Here is a 24,453-nt window from a genome sequence, read left to right as displayed (position 1 = left end):
GAGAGGCGTGCATCACACCCATGAGGGCACGGACGACGGCCTGCTTGCGGCGTACTTCCGCCATGTGGCTCCGGAGGATCTCGCGGAGCGTGACGAGGACGACCTCGTGGGGGCCTGGGCCAGTCATCGCAGGCTTGCCGCCGTGCGCGTGCGGGGCACCGCCTGCGTTCGCGTGCACACTCCTACCGTGCAGGACGATGGCTGGTCCGCTGCCGGTCACACGGTCGTGGAGGTCGTCACGGACGACATGCCGTTCCTCGTGGACTCGGTCGTCGTGGAGCTCGCCAGGCTCCATCACGACGTGCAGCTCGTAGTTCACCCGCGCTTCGACGTGGAACGGGACGACGAGGGGCACCTGCGGTCGGTCGAGGTGGTGGATGACCGCAGGGAGCCGGGTTCCGGTTGGCACCGGGAGTCCTGGATGCATCTGGAGATCCCGCGGACGGCAGCTGACCTGCCCGTGCTCCGCAAGCTCGAGGCCGATGTTCAGCGCGTTCTCGGCGACGTGCGTGCTGCCGTTGAGGACTGGGTGGCGATGCGCGACCAGGCTGACGATGTGGTGGCGCAGCTGGAGACCTCGCCGCCACCGGTGCCCGAGGAGGAGCTACGCGAGGGCCGGGCGTTGCTCGAGTGGCTGGCCGACGACCACTTCACCTTCCTGGGGTACCGGGAGTACCGCCTCGGCGAGGACGACGTGCTTCGGGTGGTTCCCGGGACCGGGCTGGGGATCCTCCGCGCGCGCACCGAGCGCGAGAGTGGCCAGGCCGGCGGCGACCGCGGAGCCAACTCGTTCCCGAAGCTGCCGCCACTTGTCCGTGCGAAGGCGCGGGAGAAGGTCCTGCTCGTGTTGGCGAAGGCCAACTCCCGCTCGACCGTGCACCGGCCCGCATACCTCGACTATGTCGGGGTGAAGGTCTACGACAGCGGTGGTGAGGTCGTGGGGGAGCGCCGCTTCCTGGGTCTGTGGTCCTCCGCCGCCTACACCGAATCGGTGCGCCGCATCCCGGTGCTGGCGGAGAAGGCGGCTGCCGTTCTGGCCGAGGTCGGGTTCGACGAGCACAGCCATGCCGGCAAGGCTCTTCTGGACACGATGGAGAGCTACCCGCGTGACGAGCTCTTCCAGACTCCGGTCCGTGACCTCGCGGTCATCGCCGAGGCAGTCATGCACGCGCGCGAACGGCGCCGACTGCGGCTCTTCGTGCACCCGGACGCCTATCACCGCTATCTCTCGTGCCTGATCTACATGCCGCGCGACCGCTACAACACGATGGTGCGGGAACGCTTCGCGGCGCTGCTGCGTGAGCATCTCGGAGCCGAGACGCTCGAGTACGCCGCGCGGGTGGGGGAGTCGCCCATGGCGCAGGTGCACTTCGTCGCGCGGCCCCCTGCGGGGGCAGAGCTTCCGGACGTGGACATCGCCGCGCTGGAACGGCTCCTCGTGGAGGCCGCTCGCTCCTGGGACGACGACTTCGTGACCTCGGTGACAGCCGAGTACGGCGAGGCTGCCGGCGCGTCGCTGGTCCGGCGCTACCAACGCGCCTTCCCGCAGGGCTACAAGGAGGACTTCTCCGCTCGCGCGGCCGCGGTCGACCTGGGCCGTCTCGAAGTGATCAGCGGGGAGCAGGGTCTCGACCTTGCCGTGCATGACCGTGTGGGTTCGGCTCCGGGGGAGACGCGCCTGAAGGTCTACCGCGTGGGCCCGCCGCTCTCACTCAGTGCGGTGCTGCCGATGCTGAGCTCGCTCGGCGTCGAGGTGGTGGACGAGCGTCCCTACGAGCTCGCCGGGCTGCCGCGGCGTACCTCCATCTACGAGTTCGGGCTGCGCCGTGCCGGCGATGTGTCGGACGAGTCCCGGGCACTCCTCGAGGAGGCGCTCCGCGCGATCTGGGACGGCAGCTGCGAAGTCGACGGTTTCAACGCGCTGGTCCTGGCAGCGGGACTGAGCTGGCGGCAAGCGAGCATCCTGCGCGCCTACGCGCGCTACCTGCGACAGGGCGGCACTCCGTTCTCTCCGGAGACCCTCGAGGACGCGTTGCGACAGAACGTCGGCCTCGCGCGACTCCTCATCCAGCTCTTCGAGGCGCGTTTCGACCCGGCCGCGCCGGACCGGGATCGCGCACAGGAGCAGCTCCTGGAGCGGATCGAGTCCGCGCTGGATGACGTCGTACGCCTCGACCACGACCGGATCCTGCGCTCGTACCTGACCCTGATCCGGGCGACCCTGCGCACCAACTTCTTCGTGCCCACCGCCGACGGCAGCCGTCGACCCTGCCTCGCGCTCAAGCTCGATCCCTCCGCGATCCCCGAGCTACCGGAACCGCGACCCAGCTTCGAGATCTTCGTCTACTCGCCCCGGGTCGAGGGTGTTCACCTTCGGTTCGGACCGGTGGCGCGCGGGGGTCTGCGCTGGTCGGACCGGCGCGACGACTTCCGCACCGAAGTGCTCGGGCTGGTGAAGGCACAGATGGTCAAGAACACCGTGATCGTGCCGGTGGGCGCGAAGGGCGGTTTCTACGCCAAGCAGCTGCCCGACGGATCGGACCGCGAGGCGTGGCTGGCGGAGGGCATCGCCAGCTACCGCACGTTCATTTCCGGGCTCCTCGACCTCACGGACAACTTGGTCGGTGGGGAGATCGTGCCGCCCGACGGCGTGGTGCGCCACGACGGCGACGATGCCTACCTCGTCGTCGCCGCGGACAAGGGCACGGCCACCTTCTCCGACATCGCGAACGGGATCGCGGCCGACTACGGATTCTGGCTCGGTGATGCCTTCGCCTCGGGTGGATCCGTCGGCTACGACCACAAGGCCATGGGCATCACCGCGCGAGGCGCCTGGGTGTCCGTGCAACGGCACTTCCGGGAGATGGGCATCGACTGCCAGACCGAGGAGTTCACCGCGGTCGGCATCGGGGACATGTCGGGCGACGTGTTCGGCAACGGCATGCTCTGCTCGCCGACCACCCGTCTCGTGGCGGCGTTCGACCACCGCGACATCTTCCTGGACCCCACGCCGGACGCGGCCGTGTCCTACGCCGAGCGGCAGCGGCTGTTCGCGCTTCCCCGGTCCTCGTGGCAGGACTACGACCGGTCGCTGCTCTCCCCCGGGGGTGGGGTGTGGTCGCGGCAGCTCAAGAAGATCCCGATCAGCCCGGAGGTCGCGGCGGTCCTCGACCTCGACGCCGAGGTCGCGACACTCACGCCCGCGGAGCTGATGAAGGCCATCCTGCAGGCGCCGGTCGACCTGCTCTGGAACGGCGGCATCGGCACCTACGTGAAGGGGGCCTCCGAGTCGCAGGCGGCAGCCGGTGACAAGGCGAATGATCCGATCCGCATCGACGGCGGGGAGCTGCGCGCGCGCTGCGTCGGCGAAGGCGGCAACCTCGGCCTCACCCAGCTCGGCCGGATCGAGTACGCCGCGGAGGGAGGCCGGATCAACACGGACTTCATCGACAACTCCGCTGGGGTGGACACCTCCGACCACGAGGTCAACATCAAGATCCTGCTCGATCAGGCCGTCCTTGACGGTGACCTGACCGGCAAGCACCGCAACCAGCTGCTCGTCGCGATGACTGACGAGGTCGCGGCCCTGGTCCTGCGCGACAACGACGAGCAGAACCTCGCCCTCGCCAACGCTGCGGCACATGCCCGGGCGCTGTTGCACGTGCACGAGGACTGGATGCGCGAGCTCGAGCGGCGCGGCGTACTCGTCCGGGAGGTCGAGGGACTGCCGTCCCGCGCCGAGATGCGCCGCCGCCTGGAGCGCAAGGAAGCACTGACCACGCCGGAGCTTGCGGTGCTGATGGCGTGGACGAAGATCGTGCTCGCGCGAGAGCTGATCGACAGTGATCTCCCGGATGACCCGTTCCTGCGCAGCGACCTCGTGGGCTACTTCCCGGCCCGGATGCGTGAGGAGTACAGCGACCGGATCGAGCAGCACCCGCTGCGCCGCGAGATCGTGGTGACCCAGGTCGTCAACGACCTCGTCAACGGAGCCGGCATCACGTTCTGGCCGCGGTTGTCCGGGGAGACCGGGGCATCGGCTGCGGAGCTGACGCGCGCGAACTTCATCGCCCGCGAGATCTTCGGGTCGCTGGAGCTGCGCACCGAGATCGCCGGCTGGGACAACCGGCTCGCCGCAGCGGTGCAGACGCGCATGCGCATCGAGATGCGCACTCTCGTGGAGCGCACCTCGCGCTGGCTGGTGACCACGCGGCGGCCACCCCTGGAGAGTGAGGCGACTGTCGACTTCTTCGGCGAGCGGGTCCGGACGGTCCTGGCCGAGCTCCCCGGGTTGCTCGGTGGTCGCGGGCTGGCGGCGTACCAGGCCCGGCTTGCGGCGCTCCGTGACGAGGGTGTCCCGGAGGAGCTGGCCAGCCGCGTGGCGGTGCTCCCCGCCGCGGACATGCTGCTCGGGATCGTCGAGACCGCGGATCGGGAGGGCGTCGACCCGCTCGAGGTCGCGCGGGTGCACTTCGCCCTGGGCGAGCGCCTCGGGCTTCCCCTCGTCGTCGGAAGGATCCTCAGTCTTCCGCGTGAGGACCGGTGGCAGACGATGGCGCGTGCCGCCCTGCGCGACGACCTCTACGCGGTTCACACCACCCTCACTGCCCAGGTGCTCGAGGCGACGAGTGCGACGGATCCGGCCCCTGTGCGGGTCTCGGTCTGGGAGGAATCCGAGGCCGCGGTCGTCGCGCGCGCCACACAGACGCTCGAGGAGATCTGCGCGGACGACAGCGCAGACATCGCGCGCATGTCCGTCGCGCTGCGGGTCGTGCGAGGCTTGCTCTCGTGATCCTCATCCTCCAGACCCCGCGTGCGGTCCTCGGTCGCGTCGTACGCCGGGTGACCGGCCTCCCGAGCCCCCTAGCGGGGCACACGGTGCTGATCACCGGCGCCTCCTCCGGCATCGGCGAGGCCACCGCCCACGCCGTGGCGCGTCGCGGCGCTCGGGTGCTTCTCGTCGCCCGCCGCGCCCAGGCGCTCGAGCGGGTCCGGATCGCGATCGAGGAGGACGGTGGCGTCGCCGAGGTCTACACCTGCGACCTCACCGACGGCGCCGCCGTTGACGCCCTGGTGGTCCGGTTGCTGGCCGAGCACGGAGCGGTGGACTACCTGGTCAACAACGCCGGCCGATCGATCCGGCGCTCCCTCGACCTGTCCTACGACCGCTTCCACGACGTGGAGCGGACCATGGCGGTCAACTACTTCGGGCCGGTCCGACTGACGATGGGCCTGCTGCCGGCGATGCGCTCGCAGCGGTTCGGCCACGTCGTGAACATCGTGACCTGGGGCATCCAGATCAAGGCGCCCAAGTTCGCGCCGTACATCGCTTCCAAGACGGCGCTGGACACGTTCTCCCGTATCGCGGGCCGCGAGGCGTTCTTCGACAACGTGACCTTCACGAACATGAGGGTCTCACTCGTGCAGACGCCGATGACTGCGCCAACGGAGGCCTACTCCGCGCGCGGGGAGACTGCCGAGCATGCCGCGGAGCGGGTGGTGCGTGCGCTGGAGGACCGGCCGCTCACCGTCAACACCCATGTCGCCGACGTCGCCGAGGTGCTCAACATCATCGCCCCGCGCGCCACGGACCTCGCCATGGCGATCGCGCACAAGGCGTTCGGCGACTCCGCTGCGGCTCGTGGGGACGTCAGCCGGCCGGGACGGGCGTCACGGACCTGACCCGTGACCGGCGGAAGCGGCCCTGGGCGATCGCGACGCCGAGCAGGACGACGGCACCACCGACCGGCTGGTACCAGCGCGGTTCCTCGCCGAGCACGATCATGCCGACCACGATCGCGAACAGCGGGCTCAGATAGGTCACGTACGACGCAGTGCTGCCGCCGACCCAGCGGATGTTGCGGGCGTGGATGGCCAGCGCGAGGCCGGTGCCGATCGCGCCCAGCGCGAGCACCGATCCGATGACCTCGGGTGAAAGGTCGGCAGGAGACGGTGGCGCCCCGGCGACCAGCGGTGCGACCACGAGCATCGCCGCGGTCGCACAGAGCAGGGTCCCGGCGCTGATCGCGAGGTCGGAGGAGACCCGCGGGTTCACGAAGCGCTGCTGGTAGGGGATGGCGATGCCGTAGCAGACAGCGGCCACGAAGCAGAGCAGCTGACCTGTGAACTCGGCCCCGCCCAGGCCGTGCCAGGCGCCGAGCACCACGAGCGTGCCGGCGAACCCGAGCGCCAGCCCGACCACCTTGATCAGGCTGAAGCGCTCGGTGCGGAAGAGCAGCACGGCAGCAGGAAGCGTGATCAGGGGTGTCGTCCCGTTCCAGATGCCGGCGAGGAGGCTGGGGATGTGGCGCTCGCCGTAGCCGAACAGGGTGAAGGCGAACGCCGTCAGCAGCCCGGGCACCGCCAGGTGCGCCCAGGTGATCGGGTCGCGGGGGAGCCTTCCCTTGGTCAGGTACAGGAGGATGGTGACCACGATCGCGCCAGAGGCGACCCGGCCGAGGGTGACGTAGGTCGGGTGCAGCTCACGGACGCCGACGCTGATGAACAGGAAGCTGCAGCCCCAGATGGCGGCCAGGCCGACCAGCCACGGCAGCCAGGTCCGCACGGGCACGACAGGGGTGGGCTGACTGGTCCCGGGTGCTGCTGCAGTCGTCACGGAGTCAGCATGACCGGCCCGGACGCTTGCGTCATCCCAATATCGGGCCCGGCGAGAGCCTGTGACCGGACCGTGATCAGCGGGCCGGCGTCGAGAAGCCGCTGACGCTGCCGCCGCCCTCGAAGTGGACGGTGATGCCGAGCTCGGGCACGAACTCGTTGCCGCTGAACGAGAAGGTGCACGTGAGGGACGTGCCACGCTGCTTCTCGGAGTTGCCCTTCGTTGCGGGCGGCTCGGTGAACTCCTCGATCAGCTCGCCTGTCTCGGCGTTGGTCACCTCTCCGTGGAACTCGCCGAAGCTGGTCGGCACGAACGTCGTGTTGGACGCAGTGTCGTGAGCGGGCGTGAAGTCGCCGTTGCCTGCGGTGATCACGGTGTAGCTCACGCCGTTGTCGCAGGCGAGGGAGAAGGTCTCGCCACTCGGGTCGGCCTGGGCGGGAGCGGCAAGGGCGAGAGGTGTTGCGGCCAGCAGGAGGCCGGCCCCGAGGGTGCGGGGGCGAAGGGATGCCATGGTCGGACCTTTCGGAGGGGGATGTCGGCCCATCGTCCCGATCTGTTCCGGCGCGCCGCATCACCCGCGCGGACCTCGGGTGCCCCAGTCCTGGAACCCTCGGGTCAGCTGGCTTCGCCGCGCGCCTGCTTGGCGGCCTCAACCGACTGCTGCAGTGCAGCGAGCAGGTCGACGACCTCTCCGGCGGACTTGGTGGAGGTCTCGGTGCGCGTGACCTCGCCGCCCTCGATCTTCGCCTTCACGACGGCCTCGACAGCACCGGCGTAGTCGTCCTCGAACTCGGCCGGATCGAAGTCGCCGGCCAGCGTCTCGACGAGCATCTTCGCCATCTTCACCTCGGCGGCCTTGACCTCGCCGGACTCGACGGTGAAGTCCGGGGTGCGGATCTCGTCGGGCCACATCATGGTCTGCATGACGATCACGTCGTCACGGACGCGCAGGACGGCAGGGGTGGTGCGCTGGCGCAGCGCGACGGTGACCACGGCCATGCGGTCCGCGGCGAGAAGCGCCTGGCGCAGCAGGGCGTAGGGCTTCGTGCCGGTCTTCTCCGGCTCGAGGTAGTAGCTCTTCTCGAAGAGCATCGGGTCGATCTGGTCGCTCGGCACGAACTTCTCGACCGCGATCTCGCGGCTGGACGCCGAGGGCAGCTCGGCGAGGTCGTCCTCGGTGAGGATGACCATCTCGCCGTCCTCGGTCTCATAGCCCTTGGCGATGTCGGCGTAGGGCACCTCTTCGCCGTCGAGCGAGCAGATCCGCTGGTAGCGGATCCGGCCGCCGTCCTTGGCATGGACCTGCCGGAAGCTGACGTCGTGGCTCTCGGTCGCGGCGTACAGCTTCACCGGCACGCTGACCAGGCCGAAGGAGACGGCTCCCTTCCAGATTGCGCGCATGTGTTCCACGGTATCCGACAAGATGATGCCCATGCCGTTCGTGCCGCCCATGCTCGCGACCAAGGGCGACCGTGTGCCCGAGGGGTCCGACTGGGTGCACGAGATCAAGTGGGATGGCATCCGGTCCATCGTGGACGTCGGGCCCACGGGGTTGCAGGTCTTCACCCGCAACGGCAACGAGCGGACCCGCGAGTTTCCGCAGCTCGCCGCGCTGTCGTCGCTCGGCCGCACGATGCTGCTGGACGGCGAGCTGGCGGCGCCTGACGACGTCGGTCGCCCCACCTTCGGCGCCCTTCAGCGCGGTGGTCAGGCCAGGCTCTACGTCTTCGACCTGCTGGCGCTCGACGGCCGTGACCTGATGCCGCTGCCCTGGCACGAACGCCGCGCCGAGCTCGAGGCGCTCCACCTCGGCGACGAACACTGGGTCGTCCCCGCGACGTACGACGACGGCGAGCTGTTGCTGGAGGCCACGGCCGCCCAGGGGCTTGAGGGGATCGTGTCGAAGCGGCGCTCCGCGGCGTACCGGCCGGGGGTGCGCAGCCGCGAGTGGCTGAAGTTCCCGCATCGCCCGCGGCGGTCGGTCGTCATCGGTGGCTGGCGTGGCGAGAAGGGCAGCGATGCACGGCTCGGCGCCTTGCTGGTGGGGGAGCCGACCCCCGAGGGGCTCGTCTTCCGTGGCCGGGTGGGCAGCGGGCTGGCCGGCCGCGCGGGGGTGTCGCTGCTGCCACTGCTCGGAGCCATCGCCCGGGCGGACAGTCCGTTCGTCACCCCGATCGCCAAGACCGATGCGGTCGGCACCCACTGGGTCGAGCCGGTCGTGGTCGTCGACGTCGAGTCACTGGGCGTCACCCACGACGGCCGGCTCCGGCAGCCGTCATACCGAGGGACGCGGAGCGACCTCACCCCCGCGGACCTGGAGGGGCAGTCGTGAGCCCGGCCGGCACCGAGGTCGTCACCGAGGTCGACGGGCACCGTCTGACGCTGAGCAACCTCGACAAGGTCCTCTATCCGGTCACGGGCACGACCAAGGGCGAGGTGCTCAACTACTACGTCCAGATCGCGCCGGTGCTGCTGCCGCACATCGCCAACCGCGCGGTGACCCGGATCCGCTGGCCACACGGGGTCCAGGACAAGAGCTTCTTCGAGAAGAACGCGCCCGCCGGTGCCCCGCGCTGGCTGCGCACTGCGACGGTTCCGACCACCGGCTCGCGGACCGCGAGTGGTGACGCGGGCGAGCTGCGGTTCCCGATCATCGACGGCCTGGCGCCGCTGGTCTACCTGGCCAACCTGGCCTCGCTCGAGCTGCACGTCCACCAGTGGCGTGTCTCGACGGACGGGGTGCCGGAGAACCCTGACCGACTGGTGGTGGACCTCGACCCGGGCGATGGTGCCGGTCTGATGCAGTGCTGCGAGGTGGCCCTGCTGGTCCGGTCGGCGCTCGGCGATCGTGGCCTCGACGTACGCCCGGTGACGAGTGGCTCCAAGGGCCTGCACCTGTACGCCGCGCTGCCGGGCGACCTCGACCCCGACGGCACGACCGCACTCGCGAAGGAGATTGCCGAGGCGCTCCAGGAGGAGCACCCGAAGCTGGTCACCGCCACCATGACGAAGGCGCGTCGGGCGGGGAAGATCTTCCTCGACTGGTCGCAGAACGCCGGCTCGAAGACCACGGTGGCGCCGTACTCGTTGCGCGGACGGGAGCGGCCGACCGTGGCAACGCCGGTGACGTGGGCCGAGGTCGAGGCGGGGTCGGAGGACCCCTTCGCGCTGGAGCAGTTCAGCTTCACCGAGGTGCTTGCCCGGGTGGCCGAGCACGGCGACCTCTTCGCCTGAGCCTCGAGCGGCACAGACACCGACGGCCGCCCGGGATCAGTCCCCAGACGGCCGGCAGTGCTTGGTTGTGCGTGTCGTGCTGTCAGATCAGACCGTTCAGAACGTGGTCGGCTCGTAGGAGCTGTTGGCGTGCTGGCCCTGCTGGCCCGAGGCCGCCGCGTCTGCGGAGATCTGGGTGAGCCAGCCCTCCCAGCGTGAACGCATCGGTCCGATCAGCCCGCCGCCGACGCCGACGACGAGAATGCCGCCGACAGTCGCGAGGACCGTGATCAGCACGGGCAGGGTGACCGAGGTGCCGATGCCGATCTGGTTGAGCGCCGCGATGACACCGAGGGCGACGATGAAGCCGCCGACGATCTTGGCCAGCAGGCCGCCGTAGGACACGCCGCCCAGGCTGGCAGCCAGCAGGTCCTTGACCGCGTTGGCGACGGCGCCGGCGATGATCACGATGACGATCGCGACGAACGCCTGCGGCAGCCACAGCACGATCTTGTCGACCAGCTGGCTGACCGGGTTGGTGGGGCCGAACGCCGACAGCGCGAGCTGCAGGCCGATCAGCAGGATGAAGTAGTAGGCGAGTTTCGTGATCAGGCCGATCGGCTCGATCTGGGCTCCGCGGAGCACGTCGTCAGCACCGGCCTTGGTGAGCAGCGCGTTGAACCCCAACCGGCCGAGGACGAGTCCGAGGAACTTCGCGACGCCCTTGGCGATGAGCCAGGCGATGAAGAGGATCAACAGGAAGATCAGCAGCTTCGGCACGAACGTGGCGATGGAGCTGAGGCCGTCCTTGACGGGTGTCTGCCAATCGATCGCCAACGGCGTGAGGGCAGCGTGAACAGATGTAGCCATGGATTTTCCTCCCGAGCGGAGTCATCTCTGGACAGTTACCTCCACTTTCTTATCACGCCCTTTGTCCACAGGGCCCGCCTACTGGTGCTTGCCAAGCGTCGTGCGGCGAGCGTAGAACTCCTCGGGAGACCTCTACTCGGGACAGGGGATCCACCATGGTCGTTGCGTACGCCGATGCGCACGGAGCGCTCGTCGAGCTGCTCGATGCGCGCGTGCGAGAGCGCATCCGGGCGGACGGTGTCGACCCTCAGGAAGAGACCGCTCTCGTGCGTCGGATCGCGGAGGAAGCGGTGCGTGCCCACGATGAGCGCAGCCTCACCGGCCAGGTCGTTCCGGTGCCCGATCCGCAGCGCATGGTCGGCGAGCTGGTCGCGCGGGTCGCTGGCTTCGGCCCCCTCCAGCCCTACCTCGATGACCCGGAGGTCGAGGAGATCTGGATCAACGAACCAAGTCAGGTCTTCATCGCCAGGCAGGGTCGACACGAGCTGACGACGACCGTCCTCACCAGGACCCAGGTGGCCGAGCTCGTCGAGCGCATGCTCAAGTCGAGCGGGCGTCGCATCGACCTCAGCCAGCCCTTCGTGGACGCGATGCTCCCGGACGGCAACCGGCTGCACGTGGTGCTCGAGGGCATCGCCCGCGGCTTCATGCCGGTCAACATCCGCAAGCACACACTCCGGGCGACCCGGCTCGGCGACCTGGTCGACCTCGGCAGCCTCAGCCACAACGCCGCGTCGTTCCTCGAGGCCAGCGTGCGTGCGGGGTTGAACATCCTGGTCGCCGGCGGCACGCAGACCGGCAAGACCACTTTCCTGAACTGCCTCGCCGCCGCGATCCCCGGGACCGAGCGCGTGATCTCGGCTGAGGAGGTCTTCGAGCTGCGGTTTCCGCACCCGGACTGGGTGCCTCTCCAGACCCGCCAGGCCGGGCTCGAAGGGACGGGGGAGGTGACGCTGCGCTCCCTGGTCAAGGAGTCGCTGCGCATGCGGCCCAGCCGCATCATCGTCGGCGAGGTCCGGGCAGAGGAGAGCCTCGACATGCTCCTCGCGCTCAATTCAGGCCTGCCCGGCATGTGCACGCTCCACGCCAACTCCGCGCGAGATGCGCTGACGAAGCTGTCTGCCCTGCCCCTGCTGGCCGGTCCCAACGTCCACGCAGGGTTTGTGACGCCCACCGTCGCCGGCAGCGTCGACCTCGTCGTCCACCTCGGCATCGATGCGTCGGGCGCGCGCCGCACGCTCGAGATCGTGGCGGTCCCGGGACGCGTGGAGCAGGGCGTGATCGAGACCGAGCCGATCTTCCTCCGTGATGAGCACGGGCTGCGTGCCACCGGCGGCATGCCACCTCATGTCGAGCGCTATCGCCGGGCCAACATCGACGTCCTCGCACTGCTCGGAGGGCACTGACGTGGGCGTGCTCCTGGGTCTGGGGGCAGGCATCGGCCTGTTGCTGATCTGGTCGGCGTTCGCGCTGCCCCGCACCAGCGCCCGCAAGGCCCCTGCCGGTCGCACGGAGCAGCTGCTCGCGCGTGCCGGCCTGGCGGCGGTGTCCTCGCGGAGCCTTGTCCTCCTCTGCGCCGCCTGCGCGCTCGTCGCCGGGACGGCACTCCTGGCCCTCTCCCGTGCGTGGCCGGTCGCCGTCGTGTTCGCTGTCCTCGCCGGCTACCTCCCGCTCGCCATCGTTGCTGGTCGGGCGCGGCGGCGGCAGCGCGACTTCGCCGAGGTCTGGCCGGAGGCCGTTGACAACCTGGCCAGCGCCGTCCGTGCCGGGATGTCGCTGCCTGAGGCCCTGAGCGCACTCGGGGTGCGGGGCCCGGAGTCGTTGCGCCCGGCTTTCGCGCGCTTCGCGCTCGACTACCAGGTGAGCGGCCGGTTCGCCGACAGCCTGGACCGGCTCAAGTCGCACCTCTCGGATCCGGTGGGCGACCGCGTCGTGGAGTCGCTGCGGATCGCGCGGGAGGTGGGTGGCGGCGATCTCGGTCGTCTCCTGCGCAATCTTTCGTCGTTCCTTCGCCAGGACGCACGCACGCGCTCGGAGCTCGAGTCGCGCCAGGCCTGGACGATCGCTGGTGCGCGCCTTGCGGTGGCGGCGCCGTGGGTCGTGCTTCTCCTTCTCTCCTTCCAGCCCGCCGTCATTGCCCGCTACTCGTCAGCTGCCGGCGCTGTCGTGATCTTCGGTGGTGCCGTGTGCTGCGTCGTGGCCTACCGGCTCATGATGCGCATCGGCCGGCTCCCGACGGAGCAGAGGATCCTCGCGTGAGTCCCGCGATGGTGGGTGCTCTGATCGGCGGGGTCGCCGGTGCCGGCATCTTCCTGGTCATCCTCCGCCTGGTTGCCCTGCGCGGTCTCGACCTGGGTGTGCGGGTCATGCCCTACCTGCGGGACCTCCCGCGGCCCGAGTGGGCGGTCAGGGTGCCGGTCGGGGCGGGCACTGCGCGGTCGGTGTTCGGGCCGGCGCTCCACAACGCCGCGCGGCGGCTGGAGCAGGTGCTCGGCGGTGCTCCGTCCGTGCGGCGTCGACTCGAGCGCGCCGGCCTGGACCGGACCGTGCAGGACTTCCGCGTGCAACAGGTGGTGTGGGGGCTGGTCGGCTTCGCCCTCGCCGCGACATACGGGCTGCTGGACTCGTGGCAGAGCGGCGGCGCGAGCGATGTGGCCCCGCTCCTCGTCCTGTGCGGGCTCGGGTTTGCAGGCGGGGTCGTCCTCGCCGACCAGCGGCTCACCGCGCGCGTTCGTGACCGTGAGCGTGCCCTCCTGCTGGAGTTTCCGGCGGTGGCGGAGCTCCTGGCACTGGCCGTTGCGGCTGGTGAAGGGCCGGTCGCTGCCCTCGACCGGGTGGTCGCGCGGAGCCGTGGCGCGTTGTCGGGTGAGCTGGCGCGGGTCCTCTCCGAGGTCCGGACCGGCACTCCGGTCAGCCAGGCCTTCGACACGCTCGCCGCGCGCACCGGCGTCCCCTTGGTGGCGCGGTTCGCCGAGGGCATCGCGGTGGCGGTCGAGCGGGGCACGCCGCTGGCAGACGTCCTGCATGCGCAGGCCGCTGACGTGCGTGAGGCCGGGCGGCGGGAGCTGATTGAGGCAGGCGCCCGCAAGGAGGTCCTGATGATGGTCCCGGTCGTCTTCCTGGTGCTGCCGGTGACGATCGTCTTCGCGTTCTGGCCCGGAGTGGTCGGGCTCAGTCTGGTGACGCCCTGAGGGGCACAACGAAAGGAATCTCGGGTGGACACGTGGATGGTGTGGGGGCGCCTGTGGGTGAGCCTCACGTGCAGTCGACGTCGCGACGAGCGAGGGGACGTGCCGGGCTGGGTGCTGGTCACGATCATGACGGCCGGCCTGGTCACCATGCTCTGGAGGTTCGCTGGGCCGGAGCTCCAGCAGATGCTGAACGATGCGTTGTCACAGGTCCAGGGCTGACGAAGCAGGGTCGGCCATCGTCGACTTCGTGCTGGTGACGGTCGTCCTGCTGCCGCTCGTGCTGGGCATCCTTCAGCTCGCGCTGGTCCTGCACGTCCGCAACACCCTGATCGCGGCAGCCTCGGACGGCGCGCGGCTCGCCGCGACGGCCGACCGCGGGCCGGCTGACGGTGCGGCGCGGACCCGCGAGCAGATCGCCGGAGCTGTCTCCGGACAGTTCGCCCAACGCGTCACCGCACGAGAGGTCGTGCTCGATGGTCGGCCGGCCGTGGAGGTGCGGGTCATCGCCGATGTCCCACCCCTCGGCCTGTGGGGTCCTGCGGTCCGGCTCGACGTCGACGGGCACGCGATCGAGGAGTCACCATGAGGCGGGGGACGTCCCGTGACGAGCAGGGCAGCGCGCTCGTGGAGTTCGTCTGGCTCGGCATGCTCCTGCTGGTCCCGCTCGTCTACGTCCTGATCGCGGTCTTCGATGTCCAGCGCGGCGCGTTCGGGGTCGCTGCGGCGTCGCGGGCCGCGGGCCGTGCCTATGCACTGGCAGACACGGATGCAGAGGGGGCTCGCCAGGCACGAGCTGCTGCCCTCATCGCGCTGGCAGACCAGGGACTCGACGGGCATCCGTTCGACCTGGCGATCACCTGCCAGCCCGGGCCGCCGCCGTGTCATGCGCGCGGCAAGACGATCGTGGTGCAGATCGGTTCGCGGGTGACGCTGCCGCTGTCGCCGCCGGCGCTCGGGGGAGATGCTCCGACGTTCGCCGTGAGCGCCGAGCACAGGGTGCCGATCGGCCGCTACCGGGACCTGTCGCCATGAGTGACCGCAGTGGCGAGGAGAGCGGTCAGGTGACCGTGATGATCATCGGGTTCGCGCTGATCCTTCTGATGGCGACCGGTGTCACGGTGGACGCCTCCGCGGCGTACCTCGCGCGGCAGTCGCTCGCAACGCTTGCCGACGGGGCGGCACTCGCCGGGGCTGACCAGCTGCAAGGCGCCGCGGCGTACGACGGCGGGCTGGACGACCACGTCCCCATTGATGTGCAGACTGCGCGGCAGAGTGTCGCCGAGCACCTCCGCGCCACCGGTGCGTACGCCGATCACCCGGGGCTCGCCGCCTCGGTCGATGTGGTCGGGGACCGTGTGATCGTGAGGCTGACGGCGCCTCTCGACCTCCCGATCCGCGTCGACGGCATCACCGCGACCAGGGTCGGAGCGAGTGGCTCTGCGACGGTGGTTCTGGGGCAGTGAGTGACCTCCGCCACTTTGGCCGCTGTTTGTCTGTTTTCACCCAAGATTTGTCGCACAATTGACGCAGTCCCCGCAGAGGACCCGAGACCTCTGCGGGGACTTTCCATTTCCGGAGCCCCGTGCAGGCACCGCTCGGCCGCATTGGGGCCGAGCCGGACGTGTGGCGTAACCTTGACCCTCGTGGCAACCACCGACTTCGACTCCGAGATCAAGACGCTCCAGGCGACCATGCACACGATCGAGCAGGTGCTCGACGTGGACGCGATGCGTCGCGAGATCGCCGACCTCAGCGAGCGGGTGGCTGCGCCGGATCTGTGGGACGACCAGGACAACGCGCAGCGGGTGACCGGACGCCTCTCCACGCTCAACGGTGAGCTCGAGCGGTTCACCGGCCTGTCGGACCGCATCGACGACCTCGCGCTGATGGTCGAGATGGCGCAGGACGAGGGCGACGCCGACACGCTGGAGGAGTCCGAGCGCGAGCTGGTCCGACTGAAGAAGTCGGTCGAGGTGCTCGAGGTCCGCACGCTCCTCAACGGTGAGTACGACGCCCGCGAGGCGATCGTCTCGATCCGTGCCGGTGCCGGTGGCGTCGACGCCGCCGACTTTGCCGAGCAGCTCATGCGGATGTACACCCGCTGGGCCGAGCGCAACAAGTACCCCGTCGAGGTCTTCGACGTCTCCTACGCGGAAGAGGCGGGCATCAAGTCTGCCGAGTTCGCCGTGCGCGCCCCCTATGCCTACGGCACGCTGTCCGTCGAGTCCGGCACACACCGCCTCGTGCGCATCAGCCCCTTCGACAACCAGGGTCGTCGCCAGACCTCGTTCGCCGCGGTCGAGGTCATCCCGCAGCTCGAGCAGACCGACGAGATCGACGTCGACGAGAACGACATCCGCACCGACGTCTTCCGCTCCGGTGGCCCGGGTGGCCAGTCGGTCAACACCACCGACTCGGCCGTGCGCCTGACGCACATCCCCACCGGCGTGGTCGTGTCCTGCCAGAACGAGAAGTCGCAGCTGCAGAACAAGGCCTCCGCCATGGTCGTCCTGAAGGCCAAGCTCCTCGCCCTGAAGAAGGCTGAAGAAGCAGCGCTCAAGAAGGACCTCAAGGGCGACGTCCAGGCGAGCTGGGGCGACCAGATGCGCAACTACGTCCTCAACCCGTACCAGCTGGTCAAGGACCTGCGCACCGGCCTGGAGTCGGGCAACCCGTCCTCCGTCCTCGACGGCGAGATCGACGACTTCCTCGAGGCCGGCATCCGCTGGCGTCGCGGCGGCGTCGAGCAGACTGCCTGATCCTCGCGCCGCATGGAGCGGATCGCCGTTGGTGGCGTGACCCTCGCGTACGACGTGCGAGGTGACGGTCCGCCGATGGTGCTGCTGCACGGGCTCGGCGAGCGCGCCTCCGGCTGGGATCCGGTGCGGCCGGCGCTGGCGGCCGACCACACGACGTACGCCGTCGACCTGCGTGGTCACGGCGACAGCGACTGGCCGGGGGTGTACTCCCACGACGTCATCGAAGCCGACGTGACGGGGCTGCTCGATCGCCTCGGGCTGACGCGTGTCGTGCTGGTCGGGCACTCGATGGGCGGCAGCGTCGCCTTCCGCATCGCAGCGCACCGTCCCGACCTCGTCGGGCGGCTGGTCATCGAGGACGTGATCCCGCCGTTCCCGCGCACGCGTCCGATCCCGGAGCGACCGGGACGCGAGCTGGACTTCGACTGGGCCGCCGTCCCGGCACTCATGGCAGAGGCCTCGACCCATGACACTTCAGCGTGGGCAGACCTTGCGAGGATCGCTGCGCCGACCCTCGTCGTCTCCGGCGGCACCGCGTCGCACCTCCCGGACGAGCGGGTTGCGGAGGTGGTGCGCGTGATTCCCGAGTGTGACCTGGTCACGATCGAGGCGGGCCACCACGTGCACGCGGGGGAGCCCTCGGAGTTCGCGGATGTCGTGCTGGGGTGGCTCCGCCCGGCCTGATCCCGCAAGTTGCGCCGTGTCGACCTCAAGGTTGCGCCGTGTCGACGCCAAGGTTGCGCCGTGTGAATGGTTCAGGAGGCGGCGGTGGTGGCGACCTGGACGCACCAGGAGCCGGCGCGGTCGGTCAGTGCCTTGCCCGTCAGCACGCCAGCGGTGGGTGCGGCCTCGGAAGCGGCCGTTGCCGTGGATGCTGCCCCAGAGGCGGGCTGGTCCGCCGGCTTGGCGACGGGGGCCGTGATCGAGCAGCTGAGCCACGCGTCGCCGAAGAGGCCGCGGTAGGTGACGGTGGTCGTGGTGGAGGTGCGGCACAAGGTGCCCACCGCGGGGGACCCGAAGTCGTGCGGGTCGACAGGCTGGCAACCGCGCACCTTGCCGGCCTCGGCAACGAGCCGCGTCGCCTCATCCGGGGTGACCGGCGGAGCGAAGACCCAGGCCTTGGCGGTCAGGCCGGTCTCTCCGTCGAAGATGCAGCCGTACTCGTGGGCGATGTCCCCGGTGTCGGGCGACAGCTCGCCGTTGGCGTAGTGCCGGGTGGCGTCGGGCTCGTCGACCGCTGCGGCCACCGCATCGGTCGGGACCCGTGTGCAGAAGGAGATCCGCTGGACGGCGGCGGCGGTGCCGTCGTACGACGCGAGGGGGTCGGTGTGGCGGCTTCCGGTGTGCGCGGGGTCGCGTCGTTGCAGCCCCCCAGCGCGAGGCCCAGAGCGAGGGCCGGAAGGGCGGCGCGCAGCGCTCGGACGAGTCGTCCGGTTCGTCGGTCATGTGCCACGAGCCGCTGCATGGGGACACCCTAGGGCGTGCCGGGGCGACACGCCGGGTCCCCGGATCGCGTGCACCGCTCACCTAGACTCCGTCCAGTGATCCGCTTCGAGAAGGTCAGCAAGACGTATCCCGGCCAGACCAAGGCCGCCCTCGATCAGGTGTCCGTCGACATCGAGAAGGGCGAGTTCGTCTTCCTTGTCGGTTCGTCCGGCTCGGGCAAGTCGACGTTCCTGCGCCTGGTGCTGCGCGAGTACCAGTCGACGGAGGGACGGGTCTACGTCGCCGGCAAGCAGATCAACCGGCTCGCGAGCTGGAAGATCCCGCGGCTGCGCCGCCAGATCGGCACCGTCTTCCAGGACTTCCGCCTGCTGTCGAACAAGACCGTTGCGGAGAACGTCGCCTTCGCGCTGCAGGTGATCGGCAAGTCGCGCTCGGAGATCGAGCGGCTGGTTCCTGAGACTCTCGAGCTGGTGGGCCTCGGCGACAAGGCCGACCGCATGCCCGACGAGCTTTCTGGCGGTGAGCAGCAGCGCGTCGCCATTGCGCGCGCGTTCGTCAACCGGCCGATGATCCTGATCGCCGACGAGCCGACCGGAAACCTCGACCCGACCACCTCCCTCGACATCATGAAGCTGCTGGACCGGATCAACCGGACCGGCACCACCGTCATCATGGCCACCCACGACGCCGGGATCGTCGACCAGATGCGCAAGCGCGTGGTCGAGCTCGAGCACGGCCGCGTCGTGCGTGACGAGGCCCGCGGCGTCTACGGCAACGAGAACTGAGAGCCCCTTCATGCAGATGACCCATGTCTTCACCGAGCTCAAGCAGGGCCTCCGTCGCAACGTCTCCATGCACGTCGCGGTGGTCCTCACCCTCTTCGTCTCGCTGACCCTGGTCGGTCTGGGGGCGCTCCTCCAGGCGCAGGCGCAGAAGGCGCAGGAGCACTTCGGTGACATCAACCAGGTGGTCGTGTTCATGTGCAACGACGCCTCCAAGGCGAGCACGTGCAGCGGCACGGTGAGCCCCGCCCAGAAGGACGCGATCCTCAAGGTCGTCGACGAGAACCCCGAGGTCGCCGCTTTCCACGTCGAGTCCCAGGAGACGGCGTTCAAGAAGACCAAGGAGCTGTTCGGCGAGCAGTACCAGACCAAGCTCCCGCCCGACTTCGGCCCGAAGAACCTGCGCGAGTCGGTCTGGATCGACCTGAAGCAGCGCGACAAGGCCGACGGCATCATCAGCGCTGTCCAGGGTCTCGACGGCGTCGACAACATCCGTGACTCCCGTGCGCTGGTGCGACCGATCTTCCAGACGCTCGACGCACTCAAGTGGGGCGCGCTCGGCATCGCGGGCTTCCTCGTCTTCGCCGCCCTTCTCCTGGTCGCCAACACCATCCGCCTCACGGCGTACGCCCGCCGCCGCGAGATCGGCATCATGCGGCTCGTCGGTGCCGGCAGCCTCTACATCATGCTTCCGTTCCTCCTCGAGGCCCTGGTCACTGCGGTGGCTGGTGTCGCGCTGTCGGCGGTGGCGCTGGCGGCGTTCGAGTACTTCGCGATCGCCGAGGGCGTCGGCGCCCGGCTGCAGGTCATGCCGTGGATCGGCTGGACCGACTATGCGTGGGCCATCCAGTGGGTCGCCATCATCGGACCGCTCCTCACCGTGATTCCGACACTCCTGCTGACGCGCAAATACCTCAAAGTCTGATCGCGGTCACCTACCGTCGATTGCGTTCACTTCCCCGAACAAAGGTTTCACCCGTGGTAGCCCTCTTCCCCGCCGGCCACCACCGCCGCCTGGCAGTGCTTCTCGCGCTGCTGGTGACCGCGGCGGTGCTGTGGGCACCCTTCGCATCCGCGGAGGACGACGACCTGAAGGACAAGCAGAAGTCCGTCCAGCGCCAGATCAATGGCGCCAACGACGACCTCGGCGAGTCGAGCGCTGCCCTGGCCAAGGCGACCCGGTCGCTCCGCGCCGCGCAGGCGTCGCTGGCGAAGGCCGAGAAGGCACTCAACGCCACCCGGGTGGAGCTCGCGGCCGCGGCCGCCAAGGACGCGCAGATGCAGGCTCAGCTCGACCAGGCGGTCGCCGCGCTCGAGACCGCGCGCGTCCAGCTGGCCGAGGGTCGTGAGGATGTGGCCCGGCAGAAGCAGGCGCTCGCTGACCTCGTGACCTCGATCTACGAGCAGGGGGATCCGCGCCTGATCGGCTTCGCCGCCATTGCGATGGCAGGTGACCCGGGTGACATGACGCGTGCCATCGCCTTCAACGAGGCCTACAGCAACCGTGAGAACGCCGTCCTCGACGCGGTGGAGGAGGCCGAGCGCCAGCTCGCCGAGCGGGAAGCAGCAGTCGAGGAGCACAAGGTCACGATCGCGACGAACCGCGCACAGGCGGCCGCCAACCTGAAGACCAAGCAGGCGCTGGAGCACCGGGCCGCTGCCCAGACCGCGCAGGTGAAGGCGCTGGTGTCGCAGCGGAGCTCCGCGCAGGCGGCCGCCTCCCGGATCGCCAGTCACGACCGTGCCATCGTCGCCCGGCTGAAGAAGCAGGAGCAGCGCATCTCGGCGGAGCTCGCCCGCCGTGCACGGGAGGCGCTCGCCCAGGGGGGCGGCGGAGGCAACCGCGGCGGATTCCTCGACTACCCGGTGAACGGGCCGATCACCTCCCCGTTCGGCTACCGACGCCACCCGATCTTCGGTGACATGCGACTGCACAACGGCGTCGACTTCGGTGCTTCGTGCGGTCAGAAGCTGTACGCCTCGGCCAACGGCACTGTCGTCGCCAAGGGCGGCGGCGACTGGGATCCGTCGGGCAACTACCTCTACATCGACCACGGTGCACACGCGGGTGTCGGCCTGAGCACGAGCTACAGCCACGCCATCCGCTACGTCGTGTCCGTCGGGCAGCGTGTGAGCCGCGGCCAGCTCGTCGGGTACGTCGGGTCGACCGGCTGGTCCACCGGCTGCCACCTCCACTTCACGGTCAAGGAGAACGGCGTCAACGTCGACCCCATGAAGTGGCTCTGACACGGCATGTGCCGGCGCAGGTGATGGGTGTGGGCAAATTGATTGCCCGCTCCTGAGAGAATGGCCGAATGGCCAGGGAACAGGGCACCAAGCCCATCGCGCAGAACCGCAAGGCGCGGCACGACTACCACATCGAGGAGACCTGGGAAGCCGGGATCTCCCTGATGGGGACCGAGGTCAAGTCGCTGCGCCAGGGTCGTGCCTCCCTCGTCGACGGGTTCGCGGAGGTCGAGAACGGCGAGGTGTTCCTGCTGCAGGTGCACATCCCGGAGTACTCCCAGGGCACGTGGACCAACCACGCCTCGCGTCGCCGGCGCAAGCTGCTGCTCAACCGGGTCGAGATCGACCGCATCGAGCGCAAGATCTCCGACAAGGGCTACACGCTCATCCCGCTCTCGATGTACTTCAAGGACGGTCGGGCCAAGGTGGAGCTCGCGCTCGCGCGAGGCAAGAAGGAGTACGACAAGCGGCACAGCCTTGCGGAGAAGCAGGCAACCCGTGAGAAGGAGCAGGCGGTCCAGCGTCGTCTCAAGGGCTTCAAGGACTGACTGGTGTGTGAAGCCGGCGCCGGATCGGTCGACCGGGACTACGTCGTCACCGACCTCCCCGCCTTCATCGCGAGGCTCGGTGTCCCGGGGCTGTTCGACGTCCACACGCACTTCCACCCGCCGCGGGTCTTCGAGAAGGTCCGTGCAGCGTTCGACCAGGCCGGGCCGTTCATCGGGCGTGCGTGGCCGATCCGCTACCGCTCGGACGAGGAGGAGCTGGTCGCCACGCTCCGCTCCTTCGGCGTACGCCGCTTCCCGGCGCTGACCTACGCGCACAAGCCAGACATGGCCGAGTTCCTCAACGACTGGTGCACAGGCTTCGCAGCCCGCACCCCCGGTTCGCTGCTGTCCGCGACGTTCTACCCGGAGCCCTCAGCGGAGGAGTACGTCGCCCGGCGCCTCGCCGCAGGCACGGAGATCTTCAAGGTCCATGTGCAGGTCGGCGCCTTCTCGGTGCTGGACCCGCTGCTGGATCGCGTGTGGGCGCAGGTGGCCGAGGCAGGCACCCCGGTCGTCCTGCACGCCGGCTCCGGACCGATGCCGGGCGCGCACACGGGGCCCGCTCCGGTCGAGGAGCTGCTCGGGCGCCACCCCCGGCTCTGCCTGGTGATCGCGCATGCCGGGGCCCCCGAGTCGGAGGAGTTCCTCGCCCTCGCCGAGCAGTTCGAACGGGTCCACCTCGACCTGACCATGGTCTTCACCGACTTCTTCGAGGAAGCGGGCCGGTTTCCCGGCGTACTCCTGCCGAGGCTGGCCGCACTGCAGGACAAGGTGCTCTTCGGGTCCGACTTCCCGAACATCCCGTATCCCTATGCCCACCAGGTCGCCGTGCTCGAACGACTCGAGCTGGGTGACGCATGGTTGCGGGCGGTCTGCTGGGAGAACGGTGCGCGGATGTTCGGCGCCGGATAACCGGTCCGCTTCTGTGGGCCCGTGCACGTAGACTGGTGCAGTCGGCCGTTGAGGGTCGACACGCTTGAAAACTCAAGAGGGGCTGATCGGTTTCGACTTGGGACGTTAGTTCCAGGGGAAGCGGGTCGAGAAGCCAGCGTTATCTCGTTAACGATCGCTGGAAACCTATAGTTGCCAACTCAAACCGCAACGACTTCGCTCTCGCTGCCTGAGCAGTGATCGAAGGGTCAGACCGGGCACCCGTCCTCGTCCCGGATCCTGGCCTCATTCAGAGGACTTGCTGATCAACTTCCGTGGGGAGGGTTGATCGGGACTTAATCCCGACTGAGCCCGTCGGCGCACGTGTCCGTGCAAGCGCCGGGGCCGAGAAAAGCGCATACCGCGGACTACACCCGTAGAAGACCTGGATCGACGCTCGAGGACCGGGGTTCGATTCCCCGCAGCTCCACAAGACAGCCCTCTTGAGCTTGGCCCGGCGCATGTGCGCCGGGCCAAGCTGCATTTCCACGACAGGAGATCAGGTGAAGACTTTTGGTCACATGCTGACGAAAAGTCTTCACCCTGATCTAGCGTCGCCATGTGGGCTGCATCTTCTGCTCGATCGTCGCGGGGGAGACCCCTGCTGACGTGGTGCTCGAGACAGAGGAGCTCGTGGCGTTCCTCGACCGGCGGCCGGTCTTCAAGGGGCACACGCTGCTGGTCCCGAAGGCCCACCACGCCACGCTGCCCGACCTCCCGGCGGAGCTGCGCGACCCGTTCCTCGCTGCCGCGCAACGGCTGGCTGCTGCGATGGTCGACGGTCTCGGAGCGCAGGGCTCCTTCGTGGCCATGAACAACACCGTCTCCCAGTCGGTGCCACACCTGCACTGCCACGTCGTGCCGCGCACCAAGGGCGACGGGCTGCGCGGCTTCTTCTGGCCGCGGCACGGCTATGCCTCCGGCGAGCCGGGGGAGTACGCCGCCAGATTGCGCTCCGTTCTAGAGTGACCCGGGGCTACCCGACGGGGTCCCGCCAATGTCTTCAGGAGGAATGAGTCATGGGTCGTTTTGATGGCCGCGTCGCACTGATCACGGGTGCTGCACGCGGCATCGGTTTCGGTATTGCCCAGCGCTTCGCCGAGGAAGGTGCCGCGATCGCGATCGTGGACCTCAACGAGGCCGACGCCGCGGAGGCTGCCGCCAAGCTGCCGAAGGCAGCCCAGACCCATGTCGGCATCGGCTGCGACGTCGCGGACCGTCCGTCGGCCGAAGCGGCTGTTGCCCGCGCTGTCGAGGAGCTCGGTGGCCTGCACATCCTGGTCAACAACGCCGGCATCACCCGTGACAACCTGCTGTTCAAGATGACCGACGCGGACTGGGACTCGGTCATGGCCGTCCACCTGCGTGGGCCGTTCCTGATGACCCAGGCTGCCCAGAAGGTCTTCACCGAACAGCGTTACGGCAAGGTGCTCAACCTCTCCAGCATCTCGTCCTACGGCAACCGCGGGCAGGCCAACTACTCGGCGGCGAAGGCTGGCGTGCAGGGCTTCACCCGCACCCTCGGCATGGAGCTCGGCCCCTTCGGGATCAACGTCAACGCGATCGCTCCCGGATTCATCGTCACCGAGATGACCGAGGCCACCGCCCGCCGTCTCAAGCTCGAGCCGGAGGAGTTCTTCAAGCTCAACGCCGAGCACAACCCGGTCCGCCGGATCGGCTATCCCGAGGACATCGCGGCCGCCGCGGCGTTCCTCTGCAGCGACGAGGCGTCGTACATCACAGGGCAGACGCTCAACGTCTGTGGCGGCGCCGCGATCCACTGATTGCCTCCAAAACAGCTGCTGACCTGCGGTTTTGCAACCCGGCCCGATCTCAGCGGGCCGGGTTGCC

Annotated in this window: 25 protein-coding genes and 1 other RNA gene; 21 read left to right on the top strand and 5 right to left on the bottom strand. The window is 69.1% G+C overall.

Features of this window, described 5'->3' with window-relative positions; all coding sequences use genetic code 11:
* The first annotated feature begins 7 nt into the window (after positions 1-7).
* Positions 8-4,792 carry an NAD-glutamate dehydrogenase gene (locus D4739_RS02280; RefSeq protein ID WP_238473476.1) on the top strand — a complete coding sequence of 1,595 codons (4,785 nt, stop codon included), beginning with the start codon at positions 8-10 and terminating at the stop codon, positions 4,790-4,792.
* Complete coding sequence (locus tag D4739_RS02275) at positions 4,789-5,682, top strand: SDR family NAD(P)-dependent oxidoreductase (RefSeq protein ID WP_238473475.1); 894 nt, start codon at positions 4,789-4,791, stop codon at positions 5,680-5,682. Before D4739_RS02280 ends, D4739_RS02275 begins: the two co-directional genes overlap by 4 nt.
* Here the strand turns inward: D4739_RS02275 and D4739_RS02270 are convergent.
* From D4739_RS02270 to ku, 3 genes are all read right to left on the bottom strand, one after another.
* Entirely contained in the window at positions 5,651-6,616 is a 966-nt protein-coding gene (locus tag D4739_RS02270) for a DMT family transporter (RefSeq protein ID WP_120059074.1), read from the bottom strand. The two genes, D4739_RS02275 and D4739_RS02270, sit on opposite strands and share 32 nt — an antisense overlap.
* A gap of 76 nt (positions 6,617-6,692) precedes the next feature.
* Positions 6,693-7,127 (bottom strand): hypothetical protein, encoded by a 435-nt coding sequence (locus tag D4739_RS02265; protein WP_120059073.1) that lies wholly within the window; start codon positions 7,125-7,127, stop codon positions 6,693-6,695.
* Between the two features lie 104 nt (positions 7,128-7,231).
* Positions 7,232-8,017: a non-homologous end joining protein Ku gene (ku, locus tag D4739_RS02260; RefSeq protein WP_120059072.1), complete on the bottom strand. Its 786-nt coding sequence runs from the start codon at positions 8,015-8,017 to the stop codon at positions 7,232-7,234.
* Between ku and ligD (D4739_RS02255) the strand changes: the two genes are divergently transcribed.
* Both ligD (D4739_RS02255) and ligD (D4739_RS02250) read left to right on the top strand, forming a co-directional pair.
* A complete protein-coding gene (gene ligD, locus D4739_RS02255) occupies positions 8,016-8,948 on the top strand; it encodes a non-homologous end-joining DNA ligase (RefSeq protein WP_238473474.1) in 933 nt (310 codons plus the stop codon). The two genes, ku and ligD (D4739_RS02255), sit on opposite strands and share 2 nt — an antisense overlap.
* Positions 8,945-9,850, top strand: coding sequence for a non-homologous end-joining DNA ligase (gene ligD, locus D4739_RS02250; protein WP_120059071.1), 906 nt, complete (start codon positions 8,945-8,947; stop codon positions 9,848-9,850). Before ligD (D4739_RS02255) ends, ligD (D4739_RS02250) begins: the two co-directional genes overlap by 4 nt.
* A gap of 96 nt (positions 9,851-9,946) precedes the next feature.
* Here ligD (D4739_RS02250) and D4739_RS02245 read toward each other — a convergent pair whose 3' ends face one another.
* Positions 9,947-10,699, bottom strand: a complete 753-nt coding sequence (locus D4739_RS02245) for a mechanosensitive ion channel family protein (protein ID WP_120059070.1) — start codon at positions 10,697-10,699, stop codon at positions 9,947-9,949.
* 155 nt (positions 10,700-10,854) lie between these two features.
* Here D4739_RS02245 and D4739_RS02240 point away from each other — a divergent pair, with 155 nt between their 5' ends.
* The 9 genes from D4739_RS02240 to D4739_RS02200 all read left to right on the top strand — a co-directional run bounded on the left by D4739_RS02240 (position 10,855) and on the right by D4739_RS02200 (position 17,333).
* A complete protein-coding gene (locus D4739_RS02240) occupies positions 10,855-12,105 on the top strand; it encodes a TadA family conjugal transfer-associated ATPase (RefSeq protein ID WP_120059069.1) in 1,251 nt (416 codons plus the stop codon).
* Between the two features lies 1 nt (position 12,106).
* On the top strand, positions 12,107-12,958 hold the full coding sequence (locus tag D4739_RS02235; protein WP_120059068.1) for a type II secretion system F family protein: 852 nt from the start codon (positions 12,107-12,109) through the stop codon (positions 12,956-12,958).
* On the top strand, positions 12,955-13,890 hold the full coding sequence (locus D4739_RS02230; RefSeq protein ID WP_120059067.1) for a type II secretion system F family protein: 936 nt from the start codon (positions 12,955-12,957) through the stop codon (positions 13,888-13,890). Before D4739_RS02235 ends, D4739_RS02230 begins: the two co-directional genes overlap by 4 nt.
* A 24-nt stretch (positions 13,891-13,914) precedes the next feature.
* Complete coding sequence (locus D4739_RS02225) at positions 13,915-14,109, top strand: hypothetical protein (RefSeq protein ID WP_274380459.1); 195 nt, start codon at positions 13,915-13,917, stop codon at positions 14,107-14,109.
* Entirely contained in the window at positions 14,084-14,476 is a 393-nt protein-coding gene (locus D4739_RS02220; RefSeq protein WP_120059066.1) for a TadE/TadG family type IV pilus assembly protein, read from the top strand. Before D4739_RS02225 ends, D4739_RS02220 begins: the two co-directional genes overlap by 26 nt.
* Positions 14,473-14,922 (top strand): hypothetical protein, encoded by a 450-nt coding sequence (locus tag D4739_RS02215; protein ID WP_120059065.1) that lies wholly within the window; start codon positions 14,473-14,475, stop codon positions 14,920-14,922. The genes D4739_RS02220 and D4739_RS02215 overlap by 4 nt, the downstream gene beginning before the upstream one ends.
* Positions 14,919-15,353 carry a pilus assembly protein TadG-related protein gene (locus D4739_RS02210; RefSeq protein ID WP_120059064.1) on the top strand — a complete coding sequence of 145 codons (435 nt, stop codon included), beginning with the start codon at positions 14,919-14,921 and terminating at the stop codon, positions 15,351-15,353. The genes D4739_RS02215 and D4739_RS02210 overlap by 4 nt, the downstream gene beginning before the upstream one ends.
* A gap of 180 nt (positions 15,354-15,533) precedes the next feature.
* Complete coding sequence (gene prfB / locus D4739_RS02205; protein ID WP_120061677.1) at positions 15,534-16,649, top strand: peptide chain release factor 2; 1,116 nt, start codon at positions 15,534-15,536, stop codon at positions 16,647-16,649.
* 12 nt (positions 16,650-16,661) lie between these two features.
* On the top strand, positions 16,662-17,333 hold the full coding sequence (locus tag D4739_RS02200) for an alpha/beta fold hydrolase (RefSeq protein WP_120059063.1): 672 nt from the start codon (positions 16,662-16,664) through the stop codon (positions 17,331-17,333).
* A gap of 71 nt (positions 17,334-17,404) precedes the next feature.
* Here D4739_RS02200 and D4739_RS02195 read toward each other — a convergent pair whose 3' ends face one another.
* Positions 17,405-17,896, bottom strand: coding sequence for a hypothetical protein (locus tag D4739_RS02195; RefSeq protein WP_120059062.1), 492 nt, complete (start codon positions 17,894-17,896; stop codon positions 17,405-17,407).
* A gap of 294 nt (positions 17,897-18,190) precedes the next feature.
* Between D4739_RS02195 and ftsE the strand changes: the two genes are divergently transcribed.
* From ftsE to D4739_RS02155, 8 genes are all read left to right on the top strand, one after another.
* Positions 18,191-18,880, top strand: coding sequence for a cell division ATP-binding protein FtsE (gene ftsE / locus D4739_RS02190; protein WP_120059061.1), 690 nt, complete (start codon positions 18,191-18,193; stop codon positions 18,878-18,880).
* Positions 18,881-18,890: 10 nt separating this feature from the next.
* Positions 18,891-19,802, top strand: coding sequence for a permease-like cell division protein FtsX (ftsX, locus tag D4739_RS02185; protein WP_120059060.1), 912 nt, complete (start codon positions 18,891-18,893; stop codon positions 19,800-19,802).
* Positions 19,803-19,855: 53 nt separating this feature from the next.
* A complete protein-coding gene (locus tag D4739_RS02180) occupies positions 19,856-21,124 on the top strand; it encodes a peptidoglycan DD-metalloendopeptidase family protein (protein ID WP_120059059.1) in 1,269 nt (422 codons plus the stop codon).
* 68 nt (positions 21,125-21,192) lie between these two features.
* Entirely contained in the window at positions 21,193-21,672 is a 480-nt protein-coding gene (gene smpB, locus D4739_RS02175) for an SsrA-binding protein SmpB (RefSeq protein WP_120059058.1), read from the top strand.
* A 3-nt stretch (positions 21,673-21,675) separates the two neighbouring features.
* Positions 21,676-22,584, top strand: coding sequence for an amidohydrolase family protein (locus D4739_RS02170; protein ID WP_182920272.1), 909 nt, complete (start codon positions 21,676-21,678; stop codon positions 22,582-22,584).
* 78 nt (positions 22,585-22,662) lie between these two features.
* Positions 22,663-23,035, top strand: a transfer-messenger RNA (tmRNA) gene (gene ssrA, locus D4739_RS02165).
* A 128-nt stretch (positions 23,036-23,163) separates the two neighbouring features.
* Positions 23,164-23,571 (top strand): HIT family protein, encoded by a 408-nt coding sequence (locus tag D4739_RS02160; RefSeq protein ID WP_120059057.1) that lies wholly within the window; start codon positions 23,164-23,166, stop codon positions 23,569-23,571.
* Positions 23,572-23,621: 50 nt separating this feature from the next.
* Positions 23,622-24,386 carry an SDR family NAD(P)-dependent oxidoreductase gene (locus D4739_RS02155; RefSeq protein ID WP_120059056.1) on the top strand — a complete coding sequence of 255 codons (765 nt, stop codon included), beginning with the start codon at positions 23,622-23,624 and terminating at the stop codon, positions 24,384-24,386.
* Positions 24,387-24,453 lie beyond the last annotated feature (67 nt).

This window comes from Nocardioides cavernaquae, assembly GCF_003600895.1.
Classification (GTDB): Bacteria; Actinomycetota; Actinomycetes; order Propionibacteriales; family Nocardioidaceae; genus Nocardioides; species Nocardioides cavernaquae.
Note: the sequence above shows the minus strand (reverse complement) of the source record. Positions and strands in the feature narration are given on the sequence as shown.

What these genes read in the sequence shown, in the direction of transcription:
- D4739_RS02265 (WP_120059073.1), bottom strand. Translation starts at nt 7,127, where the DNA reads ATGGCATCCCTTCGCCCCCGCACCCTCGGGGCCGGCCTCCTGCTGGCC.
- ligD (WP_238473474.1), top strand. Translation starts at nt 8,016, where the DNA reads ATGTGTTCCACGGTATCCGACAAGATGATGCCCATGCCGTTCGTGCCG.
- ku (WP_120059072.1), bottom strand. Translation starts at nt 8,017, where the DNA reads ATGCGCGCAATCTGGAAGGGAGCCGTCTCCTTCGGCCTGGTCAGCGTG.
- D4739_RS02245 (WP_120059070.1), bottom strand. Translation starts at nt 10,699, where the DNA reads ATGGCTACATCTGTTCACGCTGCCCTCACGCCGTTGGCGATCGATTGG.
- D4739_RS02240 (WP_120059069.1), top strand. Translation starts at nt 10,855, where the DNA reads ATGGTCGTTGCGTACGCCGATGCGCACGGAGCGCTCGTCGAGCTGCTC.
- D4739_RS02220 (WP_120059066.1), top strand. Translation starts at nt 14,084, where the DNA reads ATGCGTTGTCACAGGTCCAGGGCTGACGAAGCAGGGTCGGCCATCGTC.
- D4739_RS02215 (WP_120059065.1), top strand. Translation starts at nt 14,473, where the DNA reads ATGAGGCGGGGGACGTCCCGTGACGAGCAGGGCAGCGCGCTCGTGGAG.
- D4739_RS02210 (WP_120059064.1), top strand. Translation starts at nt 14,919, where the DNA reads ATGAGTGACCGCAGTGGCGAGGAGAGCGGTCAGGTGACCGTGATGATC.
- D4739_RS02200 (WP_120059063.1), top strand. Translation starts at nt 16,662, where the DNA reads ATGGAGCGGATCGCCGTTGGTGGCGTGACCCTCGCGTACGACGTGCGA.
- ftsX (WP_120059060.1), top strand. Translation starts at nt 18,891, where the DNA reads ATGCAGATGACCCATGTCTTCACCGAGCTCAAGCAGGGCCTCCGTCGC.
- smpB (WP_120059058.1), top strand. Translation starts at nt 21,193, where the DNA reads ATGGCCAGGGAACAGGGCACCAAGCCCATCGCGCAGAACCGCAAGGCG.
- D4739_RS02155 (WP_120059056.1), top strand. Translation starts at nt 23,622, where the DNA reads ATGGGTCGTTTTGATGGCCGCGTCGCACTGATCACGGGTGCTGCACGC.